16 protein-coding genes, 2 tRNA genes, 1 pseudogene and 1 riboswitch are annotated in these 19,200 nt (G+C 59.7%); of the genes and pseudogenes, 3 read left to right on the top strand and 16 right to left on the bottom strand.

Annotated features, from left to right (window positions below; genetic code table 11):
- Positions 1–170: 170 nt before the first annotated feature.
- The 10 genes from AF71_RS14035 to AF71_RS13990 all read right to left on the bottom strand — a co-directional run bounded on the left by AF71_RS14035 (position 171) and on the right by AF71_RS13990 (position 6,881).
- A complete protein-coding gene (locus AF71_RS14035) occupies positions 171–794 on the bottom strand; it encodes a 5' DNA nuclease (RefSeq protein WP_169681802.1) in 624 nt (207 codons plus the stop codon).
- Positions 795–798: 4 nt separating this feature from the next.
- Positions 799–2,103 (bottom strand): NADH-quinone oxidoreductase subunit NuoF, encoded by a 1,305-nt coding sequence (gene nuoF / locus AF71_RS14030; RefSeq protein WP_018857053.1) that lies wholly within the window; start codon positions 2,101–2,103, stop codon positions 799–801.
- A gap of 10 nt (positions 2,104–2,113) precedes the next feature.
- Positions 2,114–3,250: an NADH-quinone oxidoreductase subunit E gene (locus AF71_RS14025; RefSeq protein ID WP_018857054.1), complete on the bottom strand. Its 1,137-nt coding sequence runs from the start codon at positions 3,248–3,250 to the stop codon at positions 2,114–2,116.
- Between the two features lie 16 nt (positions 3,251–3,266).
- The gene (locus AF71_RS14020) at positions 3,267–3,539 is read right to left on the bottom strand and encodes a hypothetical protein (RefSeq protein WP_025659948.1); all 273 of its coding nucleotides are present in this window, start codon (positions 3,537–3,539) and stop codon (positions 3,267–3,269) included.
- Positions 3,539–4,729 carry an NADH-quinone oxidoreductase subunit D gene (locus AF71_RS14015; protein WP_025659947.1) on the bottom strand — a complete coding sequence of 397 codons (1,191 nt, stop codon included), beginning with the start codon at positions 4,727–4,729 and terminating at the stop codon, positions 3,539–3,541. Before AF71_RS14015 ends, AF71_RS14020 begins: the two co-directional genes overlap by 1 nt.
- Before the next feature lie 73 nt (positions 4,730–4,802).
- The gene (locus tag AF71_RS14010) at positions 4,803–5,405 is read right to left on the bottom strand and encodes an NADH-quinone oxidoreductase subunit C (RefSeq protein ID WP_018857057.1); all 603 of its coding nucleotides are present in this window, start codon (positions 5,403–5,405) and stop codon (positions 4,803–4,805) included.
- Between the two features lie 15 nt (positions 5,406–5,420).
- Positions 5,421–6,005, bottom strand: coding sequence for an NADH-quinone oxidoreductase subunit B (locus AF71_RS14005; RefSeq protein WP_018857058.1), 585 nt, complete (start codon positions 6,003–6,005; stop codon positions 5,421–5,423).
- Positions 5,996–6,361, bottom strand: a complete 366-nt coding sequence (locus AF71_RS14000) for an NADH-quinone oxidoreductase subunit A (protein WP_169681801.1) — start codon at positions 6,359–6,361, stop codon at positions 5,996–5,998. The genes AF71_RS14005 and AF71_RS14000 overlap by 10 nt, the downstream gene beginning before the upstream one ends.
- Before the next feature lie 314 nt (positions 6,362–6,675).
- Positions 6,676–6,752, bottom strand: a tRNA-Asp gene (locus tag AF71_RS13995).
- A 52-nt stretch (positions 6,753–6,804) separates the two neighbouring features.
- Positions 6,805–6,881 (bottom strand) — tRNA-Asp (locus AF71_RS13990).
- A 543-nt stretch (positions 6,882–7,424) separates the two neighbouring features.
- Between AF71_RS13990 and AF71_RS13985 the strand changes: the two genes are divergently transcribed.
- Both AF71_RS13985 and AF71_RS13980 read left to right on the top strand, forming a co-directional pair.
- A complete protein-coding gene (locus AF71_RS13985) occupies positions 7,425–8,471 on the top strand; it encodes a GGDEF domain-containing protein (protein WP_018857060.1) in 1,047 nt (348 codons plus the stop codon).
- A 133-nt stretch (positions 8,472–8,604) separates the two neighbouring features.
- Positions 8,605–9,210 carry a class I SAM-dependent methyltransferase gene (locus AF71_RS13980; protein ID WP_169681799.1) on the top strand — a complete coding sequence of 202 codons (606 nt, stop codon included), beginning with the start codon at positions 8,605–8,607 and terminating at the stop codon, positions 9,208–9,210.
- A gap of 6 nt (positions 9,211–9,216) precedes the next feature.
- On the opposite strand, the gene AF71_RS13975 is transcribed toward AF71_RS13980, so the two are convergent.
- The gene (locus tag AF71_RS13975; RefSeq protein WP_169681839.1) at positions 9,217–9,618 is read right to left on the bottom strand and encodes a cupin domain-containing protein; all 402 of its coding nucleotides are present in this window, start codon (positions 9,616–9,618) and stop codon (positions 9,217–9,219) included.
- A gap of 308 nt (positions 9,619–9,926) precedes the next feature.
- On the opposite strand from AF71_RS13975, the gene AF71_RS13970 reads away from it, so the two are divergent.
- A complete protein-coding gene (locus AF71_RS13970; RefSeq protein ID WP_018857063.1) occupies positions 9,927–10,913 on the top strand; it encodes an aldo/keto reductase in 987 nt (328 codons plus the stop codon).
- A 65-nt stretch (positions 10,914–10,978) separates the two neighbouring features.
- Here the strand turns inward: AF71_RS13970 and AF71_RS13965 are convergent, their stop codons facing one another.
- From AF71_RS13965 to clpX, 5 genes and pseudogenes are all read right to left on the bottom strand, one after another.
- Positions 10,979–13,189 (bottom strand): esterase-like activity of phytase family protein, encoded by a 2,211-nt coding sequence (locus AF71_RS13965; protein WP_210258266.1) that lies wholly within the window; start codon positions 13,187–13,189, stop codon positions 10,979–10,981.
- Between the two features lie 71 nt (positions 13,190–13,260).
- Positions 13,261–14,162, bottom strand: a pseudogene (locus tag AF71_RS13960) (DMT family transporter).
- Between the two features lie 82 nt (positions 14,163–14,244).
- A riboswitch (FMN riboswitch) is annotated at positions 14,245–14,394 on the bottom strand.
- 122 nt (positions 14,395–14,516) lie between these two features.
- Positions 14,517–14,792, bottom strand: a complete 276-nt coding sequence (gene hupB, locus AF71_RS13955) for a DNA-binding protein HupB (protein ID WP_007531759.1) — start codon at positions 14,790–14,792, stop codon at positions 14,517–14,519.
- Positions 14,793–14,999: 207 nt separating this feature from the next.
- Positions 15,000–17,414: an endopeptidase La gene (gene lon, locus AF71_RS13950; protein WP_018857066.1), complete on the bottom strand. Its 2,415-nt coding sequence runs from the start codon at positions 17,412–17,414 to the stop codon at positions 15,000–15,002.
- Between the two features lie 413 nt (positions 17,415–17,827).
- Positions 17,828–19,105: an ATP-dependent Clp protease ATP-binding subunit ClpX gene (gene clpX, locus AF71_RS13945; RefSeq protein ID WP_018857068.1), complete on the bottom strand. Its 1,278-nt coding sequence runs from the start codon at positions 19,103–19,105 to the stop codon at positions 17,828–17,830.
- Positions 19,106–19,200 lie beyond the last annotated feature (95 nt).

Genomic DNA, 19,200 nt, shown 5'->3' with positions numbered 1-19,200 from the left:
CTTTGCAACAGTTTCGCTGCCAGGCCGGATTCTTATCCCGTTGGCATCGGTGTCGCTCAAATTCTCCGCCAATCCCGAGACCCGGGATCAGCCTCGGGCCTCAATAGTGTCGGGCCCCTGCCCTTTCACTCTTCAGCCTTGACCTTGCTCCGGCCTATTCGGCCGAAAATTCACTTCCGCTTTCGCCCCTTGGCGACCAGGGCCTTGGCTTGGCCCACCCAACCATCACGAGCGATCCGCCCATCAAACCCAAGCTCTGCGTCGATCCGCGCCGCGTCCTCGTCCGACCAGCCGGCGATGACGGCAAAGGAGCGAATACCCTTGCTATTCAACACCTGCTCGATCTTCGGACCGATGCCGGAAATCTGCTTCAGATCGTCAGCCCTGCGAGCGCGCGAAGCGGGCTTGGCCGCGGGCTTTGCGACCGGCTCTGCTGGAACGACAGACAGCTTGACCTTCTCTGCAGCTTTCCTGGCAGGCGCCGGACGAACGTTCTCCGGCCGGATCTCGACCTGCGGCTTACCTTCGTCGGGCGGCGTTTCGTGGAGAACTGCTGCAAGCTTGCTCGTTGCATCGAGCGCCCCCTGCAGCGCGCCGAAAAAAGCGCCCGCCATCTGCGTCGAAAAGCCGAAGCCGATCGCCGTGGCCGCCGCCATTGCCGCAGCCGGGTTGACCATCACAGGCGGCACCGGAAGCGCGCGGGCGTTCTCCAGCATCTCGGCAGCAAGACGGCCGAAGTCGGCCGAGAAATCAGCCGCTCCTTCCTTGCCTATGCTGTCGGACGCCTTCGTCATCAGCTTACTCTGCCGCCTCGAGAACCGCACCGTGATCCAGTGCGCTTGCGGTATACTGGTCGATGCGCGCTTCGATCTCATGACGGAAGTTGCGGATCAGACCCTGCACCGGCCATGCGGCCGCATCGCCGAGCGCACAGATGGTATGGCCCTCGATCTGCTTGGTGACCTGGAACAGCATGTCGATTTCGCGCTTCTGGGCATTGCCCTTGGCCATGCGCTCCATCACGCGCCACATCCAGCCGGTGCCTTCGCGGCACGGCGTGCACTGGCCGCAGCTCTCGTGCTTGAAGAAGGCCGAGATGCGGGCGATAGCCTTGATGACGTCGGTGGACTTGTCCATGACGATCGCAGCCGCGGTACCGAAGGACGAGCCGACAGCGCGCAGGCCGTCGAAATCCATCGGGCAGTCGATGATGTCCTTGGCCGGAACGATCGGGCACGATGCGCCGCCCGGAATAACCGCGAGCAGGTTATCCCAACCGCCGCGGATGCCGCCGGCATGGCGATCGACCAGCTCACGGAACGTGATGCCCATTTCTTCTTCGACCGTGCACGGCTTGTTGACGTGGCCGGAAAGCATGAACAGCTTGGTGCCGACGTTGTTCGGGCGACCGATCGACGAAAACCAGCCAGCGCCACGACGCAGGATGGTCGGAGCAACGGCGATCGACTCGACGTTGTTGACCGTCGTCGGGCAACCGTAGAGACCCATGTTTGCCGGGAACGGCGGCTTCAGGCGCGGCTGACCCTTCTTGCCTTCCAGGCTTTCGAGCAGCGCGGTTTCTTCGCCGCAGATGTAGGCGCCAGCACCGTGATGGACGAAGATGTCCATGTCCCAGCCCAGCTTGTTGTTCTTGCCGAGCAGGCCGTAGTCATAGCACTCGTCGATTGCCGCCTGCAGCGCTTCACGCTCGCGGATGTATTCGCCGCGAACGTAGATGTAGGCAGCGTTCGCACCCATAGCGAAACTCGCGATAACGCAGCCTTCGATCAGCGTATGCGGATCGTGGCGCATGATGTCGCGGTCTTTGCAGGTTCCGGGCTCGGACTCGTCGGCATTGACGACGAGGTAGTGCGGACGACCATCGCTTTCCTTCGGCATGAAGGACCACTTGAGCCCGGTCGGGAAGCCTGCGCCGCCACGGCCGCGAAGACCCGATGCCTTCATCTCGTTGATGATCCAATCGCGACCCTTTTCGAGGATCTGCTTGGTGCCGTCCCAGTGGCCGCGGCTCATCGCGCCCTTCAGAGACTTATCCTTGAGGCCGTAGATGTTGGTAAAGATGCGGTCTTTATCTTGTAACATGCTTCACCCCTTACCGCGGCTTCTTACCGAAGACTTTAATGTATTCGGCTTCGCCGCCCTTGGCGAGCGCCTTGGCCTGCTTGACCCAGTCGTCGCGCTCGATGCGGCCCTTGAAATTCAGGTATCCGTCGACCCATTCGCGCTCAGCCTTCTTCCAGCCCGCGACCTGCGCGAAGGTGAAGATGCCGATCTCATGCAGTGTCGCCTCGATCTTCGGGCCGACGCCGGAGATCATCTTCAGATCGTCAGGCGTCGCGGGCTTCTCGATGCCCGCCGGGCGGTTCTTGTCGCTGAGGGAGGGCTTGCCAGTAGCAGCGGCCTGTGCGGCCGTCGCCGGCGCCGGCTGCTCTTCGACAGCCTTGACGTTCTTCGCGGCCGCCTTCGGCGCGGTGGCCGGCGTCTTCAGCGCAGCATTGGTCTCGGCGTCGGTGCTCTTTGCACGTGCGGCCTCAGACGGGGGAACCGGGGCTGCGTCAACGGTTGCCGTCGCGGCATCCTCGACAGCCTTCTTGGCGGAAACCCTCTTGGCCTTCGGCTCGTCGGCTACGAGCGTCGTCGGACCACCCTCGGGGGAGGAGAAGTGACGATCAATCTGCGGGCCGGGCGTGATGCTGGCGCCATTGCCGGCTTCGAAGGTATCAATGATCTCTTCGAGACGTTCCGGCGTCAGGTCCTCGTAGGTATCCTTGCCGATCATCACCATGGGCGCGTTAACGCAGGCCCCGAGACATTCGACTTCTTCCCAAGAGAGCGTGCCTTCAGCGTTACGTTCGAAGGGGTGATGATGGATCTTGCTCTTGCAAACGGCCATCAGGCTTTCCGAACCGCGCAGCATGCAAGGCGTCGTGCCGCACACCTGGATGTGGGCGCGCGTGCCGACCGGGTTCAGCTGGAACTGCGTGTAGAAAGTCGCAACTTCGAGAACGCGGATATAGGCCATGTCGAGCATGTCGGCGACCTTTTCGATCGCGGCGCGGGTGACCCAACCATCCTGTTCCTGCGCCCGCATCAACAGCGGGATGACCGCGGATTGCTGACGGCCTGCGGGATATTTCTTGATCGTCTTTTCCGCCCAAACCGCGTTCTCGTCATTGAAGGCGAACGCGGCAGGCTGGAATTGATCTTCGGCTAATCGACGAACGGACATTCTTCCTCACGCCTTGTCAGTTTAGGGTCCCACACTGCGATGCCGTCAGAGACTTCATCTCGCAAGCGTAGGCCGACTGGTCTTTTTGCAAAAACACAACGAACTTGCCGCCGTTCGGAACGGCAGCCTTGATTTCATAGCCCTTGGACAAAAGCTCGCCCATGGAGGCTTTTGCTGCCGGCGGCTGCACCTCGCTCTGGCCCAGCTTTGGACCCATTCCCCCAACCTCCTGGGCGAAAGCTCCGGAGGCAGTGAAAAGAGCGATGGTGGCAAGCGGCAGCAGCTTCATCAGCGGTCCACCTCGCCGAACACGATGTCGAGCGAGCCGAGCACGGCCGTCACGTCAGCGAGCATGTGACCCTTGCAGAGGAAGTCCATCGCCTGCAGGTGGGCGTAACCCGGTGCACGGATCTTGCAGCGGTACGGCTTGTTGCTGCCATCGGCGACGACGTACACGCCGAATTCGCCCTTCGGCGCTTCGACGGCCGCGTACACTTCGCCGGCCGGCACGTGATAGCCTTCGGTGTAGAGCTTGAAGTGGTGGATGAGCGCTTCCATCGAACGCTTCATCTCGCCGCGCTTCGGCGGCACGACCTTACCGTCGATCGACGAAACAGGGCCGGTCTTGGCGCTGCCCATCAGGCGCTCGACGCACTGCTTCATGATGCGAACCGACTGGCGCATCTCGATCATGCGGATCAGGTAGCGGTCGTAGCAGTCGCCGTTCTTCCCGATCGGAATGTCGAATTCGAGATCGGAATAGCATTCGTAAGGTTGCGAGCGGCGCAGGTCCCAAGCGGCGCCGGAACCGCGAACCATCACGCCCGAGAAGCCCCATGACCAGGCATCCGCCAGCGACACGACGCCAATATCGACGTTACGCTGCTTGAAGATGCGGTTGTCCGTGAGCAGGCCTTCGATATCGTCGAGGATCTTCAGGAACGGATCGCACCACTTGCCGATATCCTCGACCAGCTCCGGCGGGAGATCCTGATGGACGCCGCCCGGACGGAAATAGGCCGAGTGCATACGGGCGCCGCAGGCGCGCTCATAGAACACCATCAGCTTTTCGCGCTCTTCGAAGCCCCAGACCGGCGGCGTCATCGCGCCGACGTCCATGGCCTGGGTCGTCACGTTCATGATGTGAGACAAGATTCGGCCAATTTCGGAGTACAGAACTCGAATCAGCTGACCGCGAATCGGAATTTCGAGCTTCAGCATCTTTTCGACAGCGAGCGCGAAAGCGTGTTCCTGATTCATCGGCGCGACGTAGTCGAGACGGTCGAAATAAGGGACGGCCTGCAGGTAGGTCTTCGTCTCGATCAGCTTCTCGGTGCCGCGGTGCAGCAGGCCGATGTGCGGATCGACGCGCTCGATGATTTCGCCATCGAGTTCGAGCACGAGACGCAGAACACCGTGCGCGGACGGGTGTTCCGGTCCGAAATTGATCGTAAAATTGCGAACGTTATGTTCAGTCATAGCGACGCGCTCCGCGCTGGCAATTGGCATGAGACGGCAAATAAAGAGGCTTCAAGAAATCCGAGCCTCATCTTTACTTCGCCGCCTTCTCGTCTCCCGGCAGCACATATTCGGTGCCTTCCCAAGGGGACATGAAGTCGAAATTGCGGAATTCCTGCTTCAGCTCGACGGGTTCGTAGACGACGCGCTTGGCGGCATCGTCATAACGCACTTCGACGTAGCCAGTCGTCGGGAAGTCCTTGCGCAGCGGATGGCCTTCAAAGCCGTAATCGGTGAGAAGACGGCGCAGGTCGGCATGGCCGGAGAACGGAATGCCGTACATGTCCCAGGCTTCACGCTCGAACCACTCGGCACCCTTGTAAACCGCGGTTGCCGACGGCACGGACTCGCCGTCAGCCACAGCAACCTTGATGCGGATGCGCAGGTTCTGCTTCGGCGACAGTAGGTGATAAACGACATCGAAACGCTTTTCGCGCTGCGGCCAGTCGACACCGCAGATATCGATCATGCTAATAAAGCCGCAACGTGCGTCGTCGCGCAGGAACGTCAGCAGCGCCAGAATCGTTTCCGGCGTCGCAGTTACGTTCAGCTCGTCATAGCTGATGGATGCATCGAGAAAGAGATCACCACGCATCTCCCGGAGATACGAGGACAGTTCGCTCAAGGCTTCACTCATGACAGTCCTCCGCCCTTAGCGCTCAATCGTTCCGGTTCGACGGATCTTCTTCTGCAGAAGCAGCACCCCGTAGAGCAGCGCTTCCGCCGTGGGGGGACAGCCCGGCACGTAGATATCGACAGGAACGACACGGTCGCAGCCACGCACGACCGAATATGAATAATGATAGTAGCCGCCGCCGTTGGCGCAGGAGCCCATCGAAATGACGTAACGCGGCTCAGGCATCTGGTCGTACACCTTGCGGAGCGCAGGCGCCATCTTGTTGGTCAGCGTGCCGGCAACGATCATGACGTCGGACTGGCGCGGCGAGGCGCGCGGAGCAACGCCGAAGCGCTCCATGTCGTAACGCGGACCGGAGACCTGCATCAGGCCTTCAACGGCACAGCAGGCGAGACCGAACTGCATCCACATCAGCGAGCCGGTGCGGGCCCAGGTAATCAGATCGCGGGTCGACGTAACGAGGAAGCCCTTGTCGGCCAACTCATCGTTGATTTCGCCGAAGAAGGCGCTGTCGCTGCCGATCGGCTTGCCCGTTGCGGGATCAATGATGCCTTTCGGGTGCGGCGCGACGAGCGCCTTGTCGCTTGGGGCTACTCCCATTCCAGGGCTCCCTTTTTCCATTCATAGATAAAGCCGATGGTCAGCACGCCGAGGAAGACCATCATGGACCAGAAGCCGAACCAGCCGATCGCGCCGAACGAAACGGCCCACGGAAAGAGGAAGGCCACTTCGAGGTCGAAGATGATGAAGAGGATCGACACCAGATAGAAGCGGATATCGAACTTCATGCGAGCGTCATCGAATGCGTTGAAGCCGCACTCGAAGGCCGAGAGCTTTTCCGAATCAGGCGCCTTGAAGGCAACGGCAAACGGCGCAATCAGAAGCGCCAGGCCGATCACAAGGGCGATAGCAATGAAGATAGCGATCGGAGTATAGGAACTGAGCAGTCCAGTCATCAGGTTCTTCCCTGCTTGCGGGCTGCGCCAGGCGGCGCACCTGGGCAATTGCCCGGCAAGCGAACGTGCGTTGCAACAGAGCCGTGGTTAGCGCAGCCGGGGCCACGGCGCAAGACTTTTAGAGCACCAATTCGACTGTCGAGGCGCGACATTATCAAGCAGATGCAATGATGTCGCGACAAATCCACACAAGTTGATTCAGACTGCATGCCAGCCCGTCGGATATTGCATGGCTAACGGCAAAAGACAAAGTCGCAGCAGAGCGATAACAGCGAAATCGGCGACCACCTAGACGTCAATATAGAGAGGGAGAATGGCGCGAGTGACGGGGCTCGAACCCGCGACCTCCGGCGTGACAGGCCGGCACTCTAACCGACTGAGCTACACCCGCGCATCATGGACAAAAAGACCGGATCAAGCACTATGCAGCGCCTTTCTTGAAATGGCGCGAGTGACGGGGCTCGAACCCGCGACCTCCGGCGTGACAGGCCGGCACTCTAACCGACTGAGCTACACCCGCATTCATTTCAAGCGATCCGGAAGCTTTCGCGTCCGTGTCAAAGCAGCTTCGCCGCTTCGATGAGCGGCTAACTAAGGGGTTCGCATTTGAGTGTCAAGCAGCTTTGGAGACAAAACGATGACAGTCCGCGAATTGTTTTTAGCGAGCCAAGTTCTCCGGGAAAATTCAGAGCATTATTAAAGACGTGCCTTTAGAGCCACGCGGAAATAACCACCTGTCCCTGACGCCCGCCCCGCCTGCCAGCGGTGTCCGGTTTACGCATTTGGCCGTGCCACCACGTTTCTCGCCCAAAGCTGGGGCCGCAAACACTAATTTACCTCGTTTTAATTGAGCTCGGTAGATAACATTCCTCTAAGTTGCTTTGCCGCTTACGCATGATGCGTCAGCGGCGCTTTATCACCCCTGCCTCATGCCCTCGGCAAACCCGATGAAGGCCGCCGAGATTCACAGCATATCTTGCCTACCTCGACGAAAGTGCATCGGGGTCACCGCCCCAGGTGCAATTCGTTGACGATAACACAGCGTCACGTCGGAGAGCATCTGGTGCAGCCTAACACATCTACGAATCTCGCCTTTCGCGTTGCAACGATTCTGCAGCAACTAGGCATCGAGGGCCTGCCAAGGAATTATGAGCTTATATTCGAGGCGATGACCGGCAACGCGCCTGATCTCGCTCGCGAGATCAGGTCGCTCGGCGCGATAAAGACGCAGGAGGCCCTGGATCGACTTGGCCGCCGGTATCTGCCGCATCATTTCGAGGCCGGTCTGCTTGAAGCACGCTCGAGCCAAGTACAGCAAGAGCTGCAAAGCATCCTTTCCTTGCTCGACGAGGAGAAGTCGGCGCTCTCGCGCTACGGCAGTGTCATCAACCAGGCTGCGCGGATATTCGACAGTAACGATCTAAGCGACAAGGGTGCCCTCACCCATTCGCTCCAATCGGTGAGTTCTGCAACGCACGCACACGCGGCACACAGCGCCATGCTCGCCTCGAAGGTTGTCGAAAAATCGCAGAAGCTCGAAGAGGTGCAGCGGGAGGCGGCCGCCGCGAACGCCGCAAGATTCACCGATCCCGTGACCGGATTGGGCAATCGCCGGGTATTCAACAAGGAGCTCGCGAGAATCTATGAGAAGGCAGGCCTGCCGGACCTGTGTGGAATCGCGTTTGCGGACATCGACAACTACGAGACAATCGCGAGCATTCCGAATCTCATCGAGCCTGTTCTGAAGAAAACGGGTGAATTGATCCGCGCTGTGTTCGGCAAGGAGGATGTTGCCTGCCGATTCGACCGCGGCCGTTTCGGCTTCGTTTTCCGGACCGCCGACGAATCCGAGATCATGCGGCTTGTCGACCGGCTTCGCGATCGCTTGAAGGGAATTTCCGTTGCACACCCGGTAACTGGCAAACAGGCGGCGGTTCTGTCGCTGGCCGTGGGGATATGCATGTCCAAGCAGGCACGCACAGCCGATTCCCTGATGGCCTTTGCCGAACAGGCGCTTGGCATGGCGAAGGCATCGGGCGGAGACAGCGTTTCCGTGCACGGCGTGACCAATGTCGCGACTGTACCCAAGGATTGGCTGATCTATCGTTAGACTTTGCATCGCGGCCAACGGTGTCGCACGTTGTTCGTCCGATAAAGCCTAGCCAAGGTTGCTGAGGGATGGCTATAAGGTCGTTTCGCGGGCCTAAGCCCTAAGACACTGAAGCCATATCCGAGACATCATCATGAAGACACGCGAAGAACGGCAGGCGCAGCGGGCGGGGATGCCGCGCACGCAGTTGAGCGCGCACCATATGGAAAATGCACGGCTGCTGCCGGATCGCGGCGAGCTCTTGTACCGGATCCCGAATGGCGGCGTTGGCGTCGAGGTGGGAGCAGCGTTCGGAGAATACACGGCCGAGATTCTCGAGAAGAACCGGCCCGCGCAGCTTTACCTGATCGACCCCTGGAGCATGGACCGCTACAGTTCGGGGCTCGCTCAAATCCACACCCAGTTCAAAGACCAGATCGAGAGCGGGCAACTGCACCTGATGCAGGGAACCTCGCTCGAAAAGCTTGCCGAATTCGAGGACGACTTCCTCGATTGGGCCTACATCGACACGGACCATTCCTTCGAGCTCACCTGGCAGGAACTTCTGCTCTGCGAGAAAAAGGTCAAGCGAACGGGAAGAATTGCCGGGCATGACTTCTGCACCGGCAACACTGTGAAGCCAATCGTCTATGGCGTCGTCGAAGCGGTCACCAAGTTCTGCAAGGACCACGGCTGGCAATTCGAATTCCTGACGGTCGAATCGCACGCGCACTTTTCTTACTGCCTGAAGCGGCTCTGACCGGCTTCAGGCCTTTCCGGCGTATTGCTCGTCGCTGACGTGCTCCATCCAGTCGGCGGCGCTGCCATCAAGTGCTTCCTGAATTGCAATGTGCGTCATCGCGGTATCGGGTACGGCGCCATGCCAGTGTTTTTCGCCTGGCGCAAACCAGATCGTGTCGCCGGCGCGAATTTCACGAAGCGGGCCGCCTTCGCTCTGCGCGAGACCCTTTCCGGCCGTCACCACAAGGGTCTGCCCTAGAGGATGCGTGTGCCAGGCGGTTCGCGCGCCCGGTTCGAAAGTGACGCTGACCACCCTGACTCGCGCCGGGCTCGGCGCGTCCATCAACGGATCCTGGCGTACCGCTCCCGTGAAATATTCCGCCGGCGCCTTCATTGAGGGCCGCGATCCGCAGGGTTTGATCTCCATCAGATTTTCCTTTCGAAGATGATCTGGCCAGTTGAGCCGACCGTAAGCCAAGCGTCCCCGGCATCCAAGCGATACCTGCTTGATCGCACGTGCTGTCATGTCAACTTCCTCCGCCGCATCACCAGTCGGAGACTTCGGCGCATCCGACGATAGGCAACTCGCAAATCACTCGCTCAGCTACGCCATTGCGTCGCTTCTCAGAAGAAATGGCGACGACCGCAACACACCGCCCTATCTCCGCTGCAGGCGCTTGCTCCTTGCCTGGGCGACTGCTAGTGGCGAGGCATTTCATCACGCGGAGGATTTCCATGAAACAGCATTCTTTCGGCCACCTGCCCCATACCGTCACGAATATCGGCTTCGGCGCATGGCAGATCGGCGGCGCCTGGGGCGATGTGAGCGAAGCGGACGGTCGCGATGCGTTGAATGCGGCGCTCGATGCCGGTATGACCTTCATCGATACCGCCGACGTTTACGGCGACGGCCGGTCGGAAAAGATCATCGCCGACGTTCTTGCGACCCGTGGCGGAGAACGGCCGATGGTTGCGACAAAGGCAGGTCGCCGGCTCAACCCGCATGTCGCCGATGGCTACACCAAAGCCAACCTCGAAGGCTTCATCGATCGTAGCCTGAAGAACCTGAGGGTCGACAGCCTCGATCTCGTACAATTGCATTGCCCCCCGACCGAAGTGCTTTATCGCCAGGAGGTCTTCGAAGGCCTGAACGAATTGCAGAAAGCCGGCAAGATCATGGGCTACGGCGTCAGTGTCGAGAAGGTCGAGGAAGCGCTGAAGGCAATCGAATATCCTGGCGTCGTCAGCATCCAGATCATCTACAACATCTTCCGCCAGCGGCCCGATCACCTGTTCTTCCAGGAGGCTCGACGGAGGAACATCGCCGTCATCGCCCGCGTGCCGCTCGCAAGCGGGCTGCTGTCAGGGAAGATCACCCGCGAGACGAAATTTGCGAGCGACGACCACCGCAATTTCAACCGCCACGGCGAGGCTTTCGATGTCGGCGAGACCTTCGCTGGCGTTCCCTTCGAGGTCGGCCTGCAGGCCGTGGAGGAAGTGCGCAAGCTCGTGCCATCAGGCACGACCATGGCGGCCTTCGCGCTGCGCTGGATCCTGATGAGCGATGCGGTCACTGTCGTCATTCCGGGTGCACGCAACGCCGAACAGGCACGCGCCAACGCTGCTGCAGCAAGCCTCGCGCCGCTCTCACACGAAGTGATGGAGGCCACGCGCGAGATCTACGACCGACTGGTCGCCCCTTACGTCCACCAGCGCTGGTAAGGCAGGCATTGCAAGAAAAATGGCCGGGCATAGACCCGGCCATTCTGTTTCTGGCTCAATCAATCTCAGTTCGTACCGACGAGGTTGACCTCGAAGAACAGAGTTTCACCCGAGGAATCATCCACGCCATCATTGTCCGTGACAGCGTAAGCCTTGCCGGAGGCGTCGAAGGCGAAACCTTCCAGCTTGTCGAGGACGTAGCCGTTGGTGGCAGTCTTCAGCTCCGGAAGGAAGTCGTGGGCTTCCGTCTTCTTGACGAGCGGCAACTCGCCTCCAAGCTTGCCGGGCTTCAGATCCGATACCGCGACCTTGTAGAGCTTCTTCAGCTTGGCTGCGTCACCGACGAGGTTGTCGCGCTCGATGATATAGACGCCGTCGCCCTGAGCGGAAATCTCAGACAGACCAACCCAAGCGGCTTCGGACTTGTCCAGCGGATAGCGCACGGCGCCCCACTCCGTGCTCTTCGGGTTGTACGAGACGAGCTTTACGAAACCCTTCTCGTCATCCTTCCATTCGCGCTGAACAGCCATCCACAGGGTGGCATCGTCGCCGGAACCGATGATCGTCACGCCTTCGAAGCCGTAGCGGATTTCGTTGGCGGTCAGTTCGCTCGGCAGAGCGATTTCTTCCTTGATCTCGCCCTTCGGGTTTACGTGGTACAGCGCGTGCGGCAAAAGCTTCTCGCTGTTGCCTTCCGAGGCCAGCCAGAACCAGCCCTTCTCGTCGACGGCGATACCCTCGATGTCGAGCTTTTGGGCCGGCTGGCCATCGCGCTTGACGGTCAGCGATTCGGTGATGACGGCCGGTTTCTTGGTGGCGTCGATAGTGTAGATCGTCGGCTGCATGCCGAGAACGCTGTCGCTGACGGCAAACAGCTGGCCCGGCTTTTCCGGAACGGCGGCAAGACCCGAAAGTGCTGCAAAGCCGAGCGGATTGCCCTCCTTCTCCGCCGCAACGATCTGCGGATAGGCCATTTCGCCTTCCGCAAGTTGATAGATCATTACGTGGGATCGCGGTCCGCCATCCTTGCCGAGATCGACTTCGTTGGCGGTGGCAAACAGATTGCGCGACGGGACGGCCACGCCACCCTCGGGCGAGACGCCGGACGGAAGGATCTGGACGAGTTGCGGTTCCGCGCCGGTATCCTTGTAGACGCCGACGACCGAAGCGCGCTCCGAAAGCAGGAAGATGTATTTCTGGCCGCCGAAGGTCGCGACCTCCAAGCCTTCCGGCTCAACACCCTTGGCGGAAGAGCGCTTGTCCGGATAGTGGCCGATATTGGCGACAGCGCGTTCGAACGAGGCACCGGATTCGTAAAGTACCTTTCCGGTCTTGTCGAAAATCGTGAAGCCGCGCGAGCCGCCTTGATAGTCGCCTTCGTTCGCAACGACCAGACGGTCGTTGTCCAGCCACTTCACGGCGTCGGGCTCGCGCAACACGCCCTTGAGTTCGCCGGTGAACCTCAGCGCGCCGTCGCGCTTGGTATCGATACCCGCGAGATCGACGCTGCCCGCAGGGAAGTGCGCCTTTACCGTTGCGGTCGCCGCGTCGATAATGACGATCTCGTTGTTTTCCTGCAGGGTCAGGGCGATCTCGTTCTGGTCGTTGAAGGAGACGAATTCCGGCTCCGGATCTTCGGGTGCGATGCCCGCCAGTCCAGTCAGCATCACGCGCTTGATCGAACCGCAATCGACCGCGCCGTTCTTGACCTGGAACACGACAAGGTCGCCTGCCGGCATCTGCGGAATCTTGCCGTCGTTCACCTCTTCGTCACGCTCGTTTTCGATCGCGATCGCGCCGAGCGTCTTGTCCTTGTTGAGTGCGATCGAATCCGGCTGCCCCCCAAGGTCGCATGCGTTCTCGATCTTCTTGGTGGCAACGTCGACGATCGCGAGACGCCCAGAAGGCTTTGCCTTGCTCTTCGACGTATTGACGGCAACGAGCGCCTTTCCGGCGGTTGATGTCACGGATGTCGGCTCGCCGTCCATCATCAGCTCGCCCCCGGCCTTCGGAGCCTTGGCGTCTGAGATATCGACAAAACCAATCGCTCCGAGTGGGCTGTCGCTATAGATCAGCGTCATGCCGTCGTCGGTAGCCGTGATGATTTCCGCCGAAGTGGCCGAGAGCTTGTCTTTCTCCTGTGGCAGGTTGGATGCCACCGGAAAGGTTGCGATACGATTGAAAACGGGCTCTGCGGCGGCCGGAAACGCGGCCGTCGCCAGGAGCGCCGCAACGAGCACTGTCTTGCGCGATACAGTTGTCATGAAATCCCCCATGAGTTCACACAAGGTTTTTCTGGGGGATGGGCATGACACCGGGATGACACCGATGTCATATTTTGAACGCGCTAGCGGGTCTCCCGCTCCTTCTTCATTTCGTTCCGCATGATGAAGAGCGATGCCCCAAGGATCAGCACCGCGCCCAACCACAGATAGCCGGTCGGCGCATAGCCGAAGACCAGCCAGCCGGCGAACACGTTGAGCGGCAGCTTGAGATCGTCGAATGGCTGAATGTAAGCGGCATCGGCTGCCGAATAGGCTAACGTCAGGAAAATACTGCGCCATCACGGTCAGGAGGCCCGCCGCAACGAAAAGCAGGAGCGTCAAGCCGGTCGGAATGTCGAAGCCAGCCGCTAGCGCCAATCCGCCGTTGATCGGCGTGAGGAGCGCGAGCAGCCAAACGGTGATGGTCTCCGGTCGCTCGACTCCGGTAAGGCTCTTGGTGATCAACGAAGAGGCGCCCCAGAGAAGGGCCGAGAGGATCGGCAGGAGCGCCGCCCAACTGAAGCTGTCCGACCAGGGCTGCAGGATGATCATCGCTCCCAGGAAACCGGTTGCGGTCGCGGCCCATCGCGCAGGGCCGATATACTCACCAAGGTAGATGCGTGCGCCCATGATGATGAAGAACGGAGACGTCATTACCAGCGCAATCGCCTGCCAGATGGGTACTTGCGCAAGCCCCGCGACCCAGGTCGTTACCCCCAAAGGCAGCCAAGGCGACTCGTACAACATGACGCCAGTGATAACGCGTTCTCATTGCCCCAAGACCGGCGCGCCAGAGAAAGGGCAGCGAGAACACCAGGGCAAAGGCATATTGCCAGAAGGCTGCCGAGGCCGAGAGGAAAGCGAGCTTCATCGTCAGCCATTGCGTGACGACATTGAGGATAGAGAAGGCGATGCCCGCGGCAATCATCCAGGCAGCACCGACCATTGCTCGCGAAGCGGAAAACGTAGGGGAAGTCTGATTCATGTCTTTCTTTCCGAAACCAACACAAATCAGGACGCATGAGCGCGATACAGCAGCGAGGGCAGAATCCACCCTCGCCCGCTCCGCTCATTCTCTTTCATCCGGACTGTAACCGTCGGCTCCGGAATTGCACCGGATCTGCTGACCCTCTCGGCACACGACCAAAAGGCGCTCGCGGGCTGGGGCCAAGGCCTTTACCGCCGGTAGGTACTTTCACCCCGCCCTGAGAACGGTCATTTCGTATGACATGCCGCGCGTGCCGACAAGGCCGCGAAAAGCAAAAAGGGTTCGGCCGTGGCCGAACCCTTCGAAACTTGTGCCGCCGGTCTCGTTGCCCGGCCGCCAAGTAAATTCATATCAGCCGTTGACGGCGTCCTTCAGGCCCTTGCCGGGCGTGAACTTCGGCACGTTGCGAGCCGGAATATCGACTTCTGCGCCGGTGGACGGGTTGCGGCCCTTCGTGGCTGCGCGATGGGAGACGGTGAAGCTACCAAAACCAGCGAGGCGAACGTCGCCCTTGCCCTTCAGTTCAGCCTGGACGACTTCGAAAACAGCATCAACCGCGGAAGCAGCGTCGGTCTTCGAGAGTCCTGCCTTTTCGGCAACTGCGGACACGAGTTCATTCTTGTTCATGTTTCCACCCCTTTCTAAATGGTTCGAAACGACTCAAATCTATAAGCCAGGCGCAGAATAGAGTTCATCAGGCCCGCCGCACCCCAAAGAGCCTGCAAATCAAGGAAATGCAAGCACCCGTGCGCCAATTTCACAAAAAAAGGCTGGCGAAAACGCCAGCCTTTTCAGGGTTTTTAAGCAATTGGGCACGAATGTGGCAAACAAAGCTCAGTGAGCTATGGTTGCACCCGTTTCGTCGAGCCCTTCGACCGTCGCGATGACGGGCGTTTCCACCGTGCCATCCCACTCGATTGCTTCCGGTCTGCGGACCAGCGCATGCTTGATCACCTCGCCCATGCGGGACACCGGGATGATCTCCATGTTGTTCTTCACGTTATCCGGAATCTCCGCCAGATCCTTGGCGTTTTCTTCCGGAATCAGCACCTTCTTGATGCCACCGCGAAGCGCTGCGAGCAGCTTTTCCTTGAGGCCGCCGATCGGCAGAACACGACCGCGAAGGGTGATTTCACCCGTCATCGCCACGTTCTTGTCGACCGGGATGCCGGTCATGATCGAGACGATCGCGGTTGCCATGGCAACACCGGCCGACGGACCATCCTTCGGCGTCGCACCTTCCGGTACGTGCACGTGGATGTCGCTCTTGTCGAAGCGCGGAGGCTCGATGCCGAAATCGACGGCGCGCGAGCGGACATAGGATGCCGCTGCGGAAATCGATTCCTTCATGACTTCCTTCAGGTTGCCGGTCACGGTCATGCGACCCTTGCCCGGCATCATGACGCCTTCGATCGTCAGCAGTTCGCCGCCGACTTCCGTCCAGGCCAGGCCCGTTACCACGCCGACCTGATCTTCGCGCTCTGCTTCGCCGTGGCGGAAGCGCGGAACGCCCAGGTAGTCGTCGATGTTTTCGGCCGTCACATGAACGGACTTCGTCTTGCCCTTGATGATCTCGGTGACCGCCTTGCGGGCGAGCTTCATCAATTCGCGTTCGAAGTTACGAACACCAGCTTCGCGGGTGTACTGCTGGCTGATCGCCATCAGGGCATCGTCGCTGACCGAGAATTCATTCGGCTGCAGCGCATGTTCCTTGATGGCCTTCGGCAGCAGGTGCCGCTTGGCGATTTCGCGCTTTTCGTCTTCGGTGTAACCGGCGATACGGATGACTTCCATGCGGTCCATCAAAGGTGCCGGAATGTTCAGCGTATTCGCCGTCGTGATGAACATCACGTCCGACAGGTCGTATTCGACTTCCAGGTAGTGATCCATGAAGGTCGAGTTCTGAGCCGGATCCAGCACCTCGAGCAGAGCCGACGACGGATCGCCACGGAAATCCTGGCCCATCTTGTCGATTTCATCGAGCAGGAAGAGCGGGTTGGACTTCTTCGCCTTCTTCATCGACTGGATGACCTTGCCGGGCATCGAACCGATGTAGGTGCGGCGGTGACCGCGAATTTCAGCTTCGTCACGAACGCCACCGAGAGCCATGCGGACATACTCACGGCCGGTCGCCTTGGCGATCGACTGGGCGAGCGAGGTCTTGCCCACGCCCGGAGGACCAACGAGGCACAGGATCGGACCCTTGATCTTGGTCGCGCGGGCCTGGACAGCCAGATACTCGACGATACGCTCCTTGACCTTATCGAGACCGAAGTGATCGGCTTCGAGGATCTTCTCGGCGTTGTTGAGATCCGACTTGATCTTCGACTTCTTGCCCCACGGAATTCCGAGCAGCCAGTCGAGATAGTTGCGGACAACAGTCGCCTCAGCCGACATCGGGCTCATCTGCCGCAGCTTCTTCAGCTCGGCGTCAGCCTTTTCCTTGGCTTCCTTCGAAAGCTTGGTCTTGGCGATGCGCTCTTCCAGTTCGGCCATCTCGTCGCGGCCTTCCTCGCCGTCGCCAAGCTCCTTCTGGATCGCCTTCATCTGTTCGTTCAGGTAGTACTCGCGCTGGGTCTTCTCCATCTGGCGCTTGACGCGCGAGCGGATGCGCTTTTCGACCTGAAGGACCGAGATCTCGCCTTCCATGAAGCCGAGCGCCTTTTCGAGGCGTGCCTTGACACTGGTGGTTTCCAGCATCTCCTGCTTCTCGGTGATCTTGATCGACAGGTGCGAGGCAACCGTATCGGCGAGCTTCGAATAGTCGTCGATCTGGCTGGCAGCGCCAACGACCTCGGGCGAGATCTTCTTGTTGAGCTTTACGTAGCTCTCGAACTCGGAAACGACCGAGCGGCTGAGCGCTTCAAGCTCGACCGGATCGTCATGCGGTTCTTCGAGAACGTGACCAAGGGCTTCGTAAAAGTCCTCACGATCCGTGTAAGCGTCGATCTCGGCGCGGGCGCGACCTTCGACCAGAACCTTGACGGTGCCATCAGGCAGCTTCAGCAGCTGCAATACGTTGGCGACAGTACCGACATTGTGAATGGCAGACGGTTCCGGATCGTCATCGCTCGCATTGATCTGCGTGACGAGCATGATCTGCTTGTCCGATCCCATGACCTCTTCGAGCGCACGGATCGATTTCTCTCGGCCGACAAACAAGGGCACGATCATATGCGGGAAGACGACGATGTCGCGCAGGGGCAAAACCGGATATGCTGTGCTCGCAACTGACGTTTTCTTCGTCATTTTATTTCCTTTCCATCGTCCCGTTTCCGGGCTCTTCTGGCGCGGCCACTAGAACCGGGCCGCACTCCACTTGAGACAACAAGTGGAGGTTCTGATTATGCTTTTCAAGCTGCGCCATGGCCGGTGTCCCCCTGGACATGACAGCTATGCTACAACGGAATACCTTCATTCTGGAGCGCCGTGCCAAGTCAGCGGCTACCACTTCCGAAGCGGCTAAAACACAAGACCGAAACACACCAACGGAATCATTCCATAATTGCCAAGGGCGGGGGAATCCGCAACGGCAACAGAAGTGGTTTCAGACCTCTTTAGCAAGATTTATCAGGGTCGTGCACTGATTTTGAAATAGAAAGGGGCCCGCCAACGGCAAGCCCCTCAAATTCACAGTTCGTATCGTAAAGATATCTCTAAGGTCACGCGGAAGCGTTGGCCTTCTCATCTTGACGATCGGCGTAGATGTAAAGCGGACGGGCGGAGCCGCGTGCCACTTCCTCGGAGATGACGACTTCGCGTACGCCTTCCAGCGCCGGCAGTTCGAACATCGTGTCGAGGAGGATCTTTTCCATAATCGAACGAAGGCCGCGGGCACCGGTCTTGCGAATGATCGCCTTGCGGGCGATCTCGCGGAGAGCGTCCTCGTGGAAGGTGAGTTCCACGTCTTCCATCTCGAACAGGCGCTGGTACTGCTTGATCAGTGCGTTCTTCGGCTCCGACAGGATCTGGATCAGTGCATCCTCATCGAGATCCTCGAGCGTCGCCAGGACAGGCAGACGGCCGATGAATTCCGGGATGAGGCCGAACTTGACCAGATCTTCCGGCTCCAGTTCGCGCAGGACTTCGCCGACACGACGGTCGTCCGGGGCCTTAACCGTTGCACCGAAGCCGATCGAGGTCTTCTCGCCGCGAGCCGAGATGATCTTGTCGAGACCGGCGAATGCGCCACCGCAGATGAACAGGATGTTCGTGGTGTCGACCTGCAGGAATTCCTGCTGCGGATGCTTGCGGCCGCCCTGCGGGGGCACCGAGGCAACCGTGCCTTCCATGATCTTCAGAAGCGCCTGCTGCACGCCCTCGCCCGATACGTCGCGGGTGATCGACGGGTTGTCGGACTTGCGGGAGATCTTGTCGACTTCGTCGATGTAGACGATGCCGCGCTGGGCGCGCTCGACATTGTAGTCGGCAGCCTGCAGCAGCTTCAGGATGATGTTTTCGACGTCTTCACCGACATAACCGGCTTCCGTCAGCGTCGTCGCATCGGCCATCGTGAACGGAACGTCGATGATGCGGGCGAGCGTCTGGGCAAGATAGGTCTTGCCGCAACCGGTCGGTCCGACCAGCATGATGTTCGACTTCGCCAACTCGACTTCGCCGTTCTTGGAGGCGTGTGCGAGGCGCTTGTAGTGGTTGTGAACGGCAACTGACAGGATCTTCTTCGCCTGGCGCTGGCCGATGACATATTCATCGAGGACCTTGATGATGTCCTGAGGCGTGGGAACGCCGTCACGGGACTTGACCATCGAGGATTTGTTTTCCTCGCGGATGATGTCCATGCACAATTCGACGCATTCATCGCAGATGAAAACGGTCGGTCCGGCTATAAGCTTCCGGACTTCGTGCTGGCTCTTTCCGCAGAACGAACAATAGAGGGTGTTTTTGGAGTCGCCGCCGTTGCTGCCGCTGACCTTGCTCATATCACTTTCCTTCCAGCACGCCGCATTTCAAGGTGAAATAACGGTCCACTCATTGGCCTGCTCCACGCTTGGAGCCCCAGCCGGCCAAGGCCGTT

The sequence above is a fragment of the Rhizobium sp. 57MFTsu3.2 genome, from assembly GCF_012932765.1.
Classification (GTDB): domain Bacteria; phylum Pseudomonadota; class Alphaproteobacteria; order Rhizobiales; family Rhizobiaceae; genus Rhizobium; species Rhizobium altiplani.
This window is presented reverse-complemented; position numbering and strand designations above follow the sequence as displayed.

Excerpts from the sequence above, each read along its gene's own strand:
- AF71_RS14020 (WP_025659948.1), bottom strand. The coding sequence starts at position 3,539 with ATGAAGCTGCTGCCGCTTGCCACCATCGCTCTTTTCACTGCCTCCGGA.
- AF71_RS13980 (WP_169681799.1), top strand. The coding sequence starts at position 8,605 with ATGAAGACACGCGAAGAACGGCAGGCGCAGCGGGCGGGGATGCCGCGC.
- AF71_RS13965 (WP_210258266.1), bottom strand. The coding sequence starts at position 13,189 with ATGGGGGATTTCATGACAACTGTATCGCGCAAGACAGTGCTCGTTGCG.
- AF71_RS14015 (WP_025659947.1), bottom strand. The coding sequence starts at position 4,729 with ATGACTGAACATAACGTTCGCAATTTTACGATCAATTTCGGACCGGAA.
- AF71_RS14025 (WP_018857054.1), bottom strand. The coding sequence starts at position 3,250 with ATGTCCGTTCGTCGATTAGCCGAAGATCAATTCCAGCCTGCCGCGTTC.
- AF71_RS13970 (WP_018857063.1), top strand. The coding sequence starts at position 9,927 with ATGAAACAGCATTCTTTCGGCCACCTGCCCCATACCGTCACGAATATC.
- lon (WP_018857066.1), bottom strand. The coding sequence starts at position 17,414 with ATGACGAAGAAAACGTCAGTTGCGAGCACAGCATATCCGGTTTTGCCC.
- hupB (WP_007531759.1), bottom strand. The coding sequence starts at position 14,792 with ATGAACAAGAATGAACTCGTGTCCGCAGTTGCCGAAAAGGCAGGACTC.
- AF71_RS14000 (WP_169681801.1), bottom strand. The coding sequence starts at position 6,361 with ATGACTGGACTGCTCAGTTCCTATACTCCGATCGCTATCTTCATTGCT.
- AF71_RS14035 (WP_169681802.1), bottom strand. The coding sequence starts at position 794 with ATGACGAAGGCGTCCGACAGCATAGGCAAGGAAGGAGCGGCTGATTTC.
- AF71_RS14005 (WP_018857058.1), bottom strand. The coding sequence starts at position 6,005 with ATGGGAGTAGCCCCAAGCGACAAGGCGCTCGTCGCGCCGCACCCGAAA.
- AF71_RS14010 (WP_018857057.1), bottom strand. The coding sequence starts at position 5,405 with ATGAGTGAAGCCTTGAGCGAACTGTCCTCGTATCTCCGGGAGATGCGT.
- nuoF (WP_018857053.1), bottom strand. The coding sequence starts at position 2,103 with ATGTTACAAGATAAAGACCGCATCTTTACCAACATCTACGGCCTCAAG.
- clpX (WP_018857068.1), bottom strand. The coding sequence starts at position 19,105 with ATGAGCAAGGTCAGCGGCAGCAACGGCGGCGACTCCAAAAACACCCTC.
- AF71_RS13975 (WP_169681839.1), bottom strand. The coding sequence starts at position 9,618 with ATGGAGATCAAACCCTGCGGATCGCGGCCCTCAATGAAGGCGCCGGCG.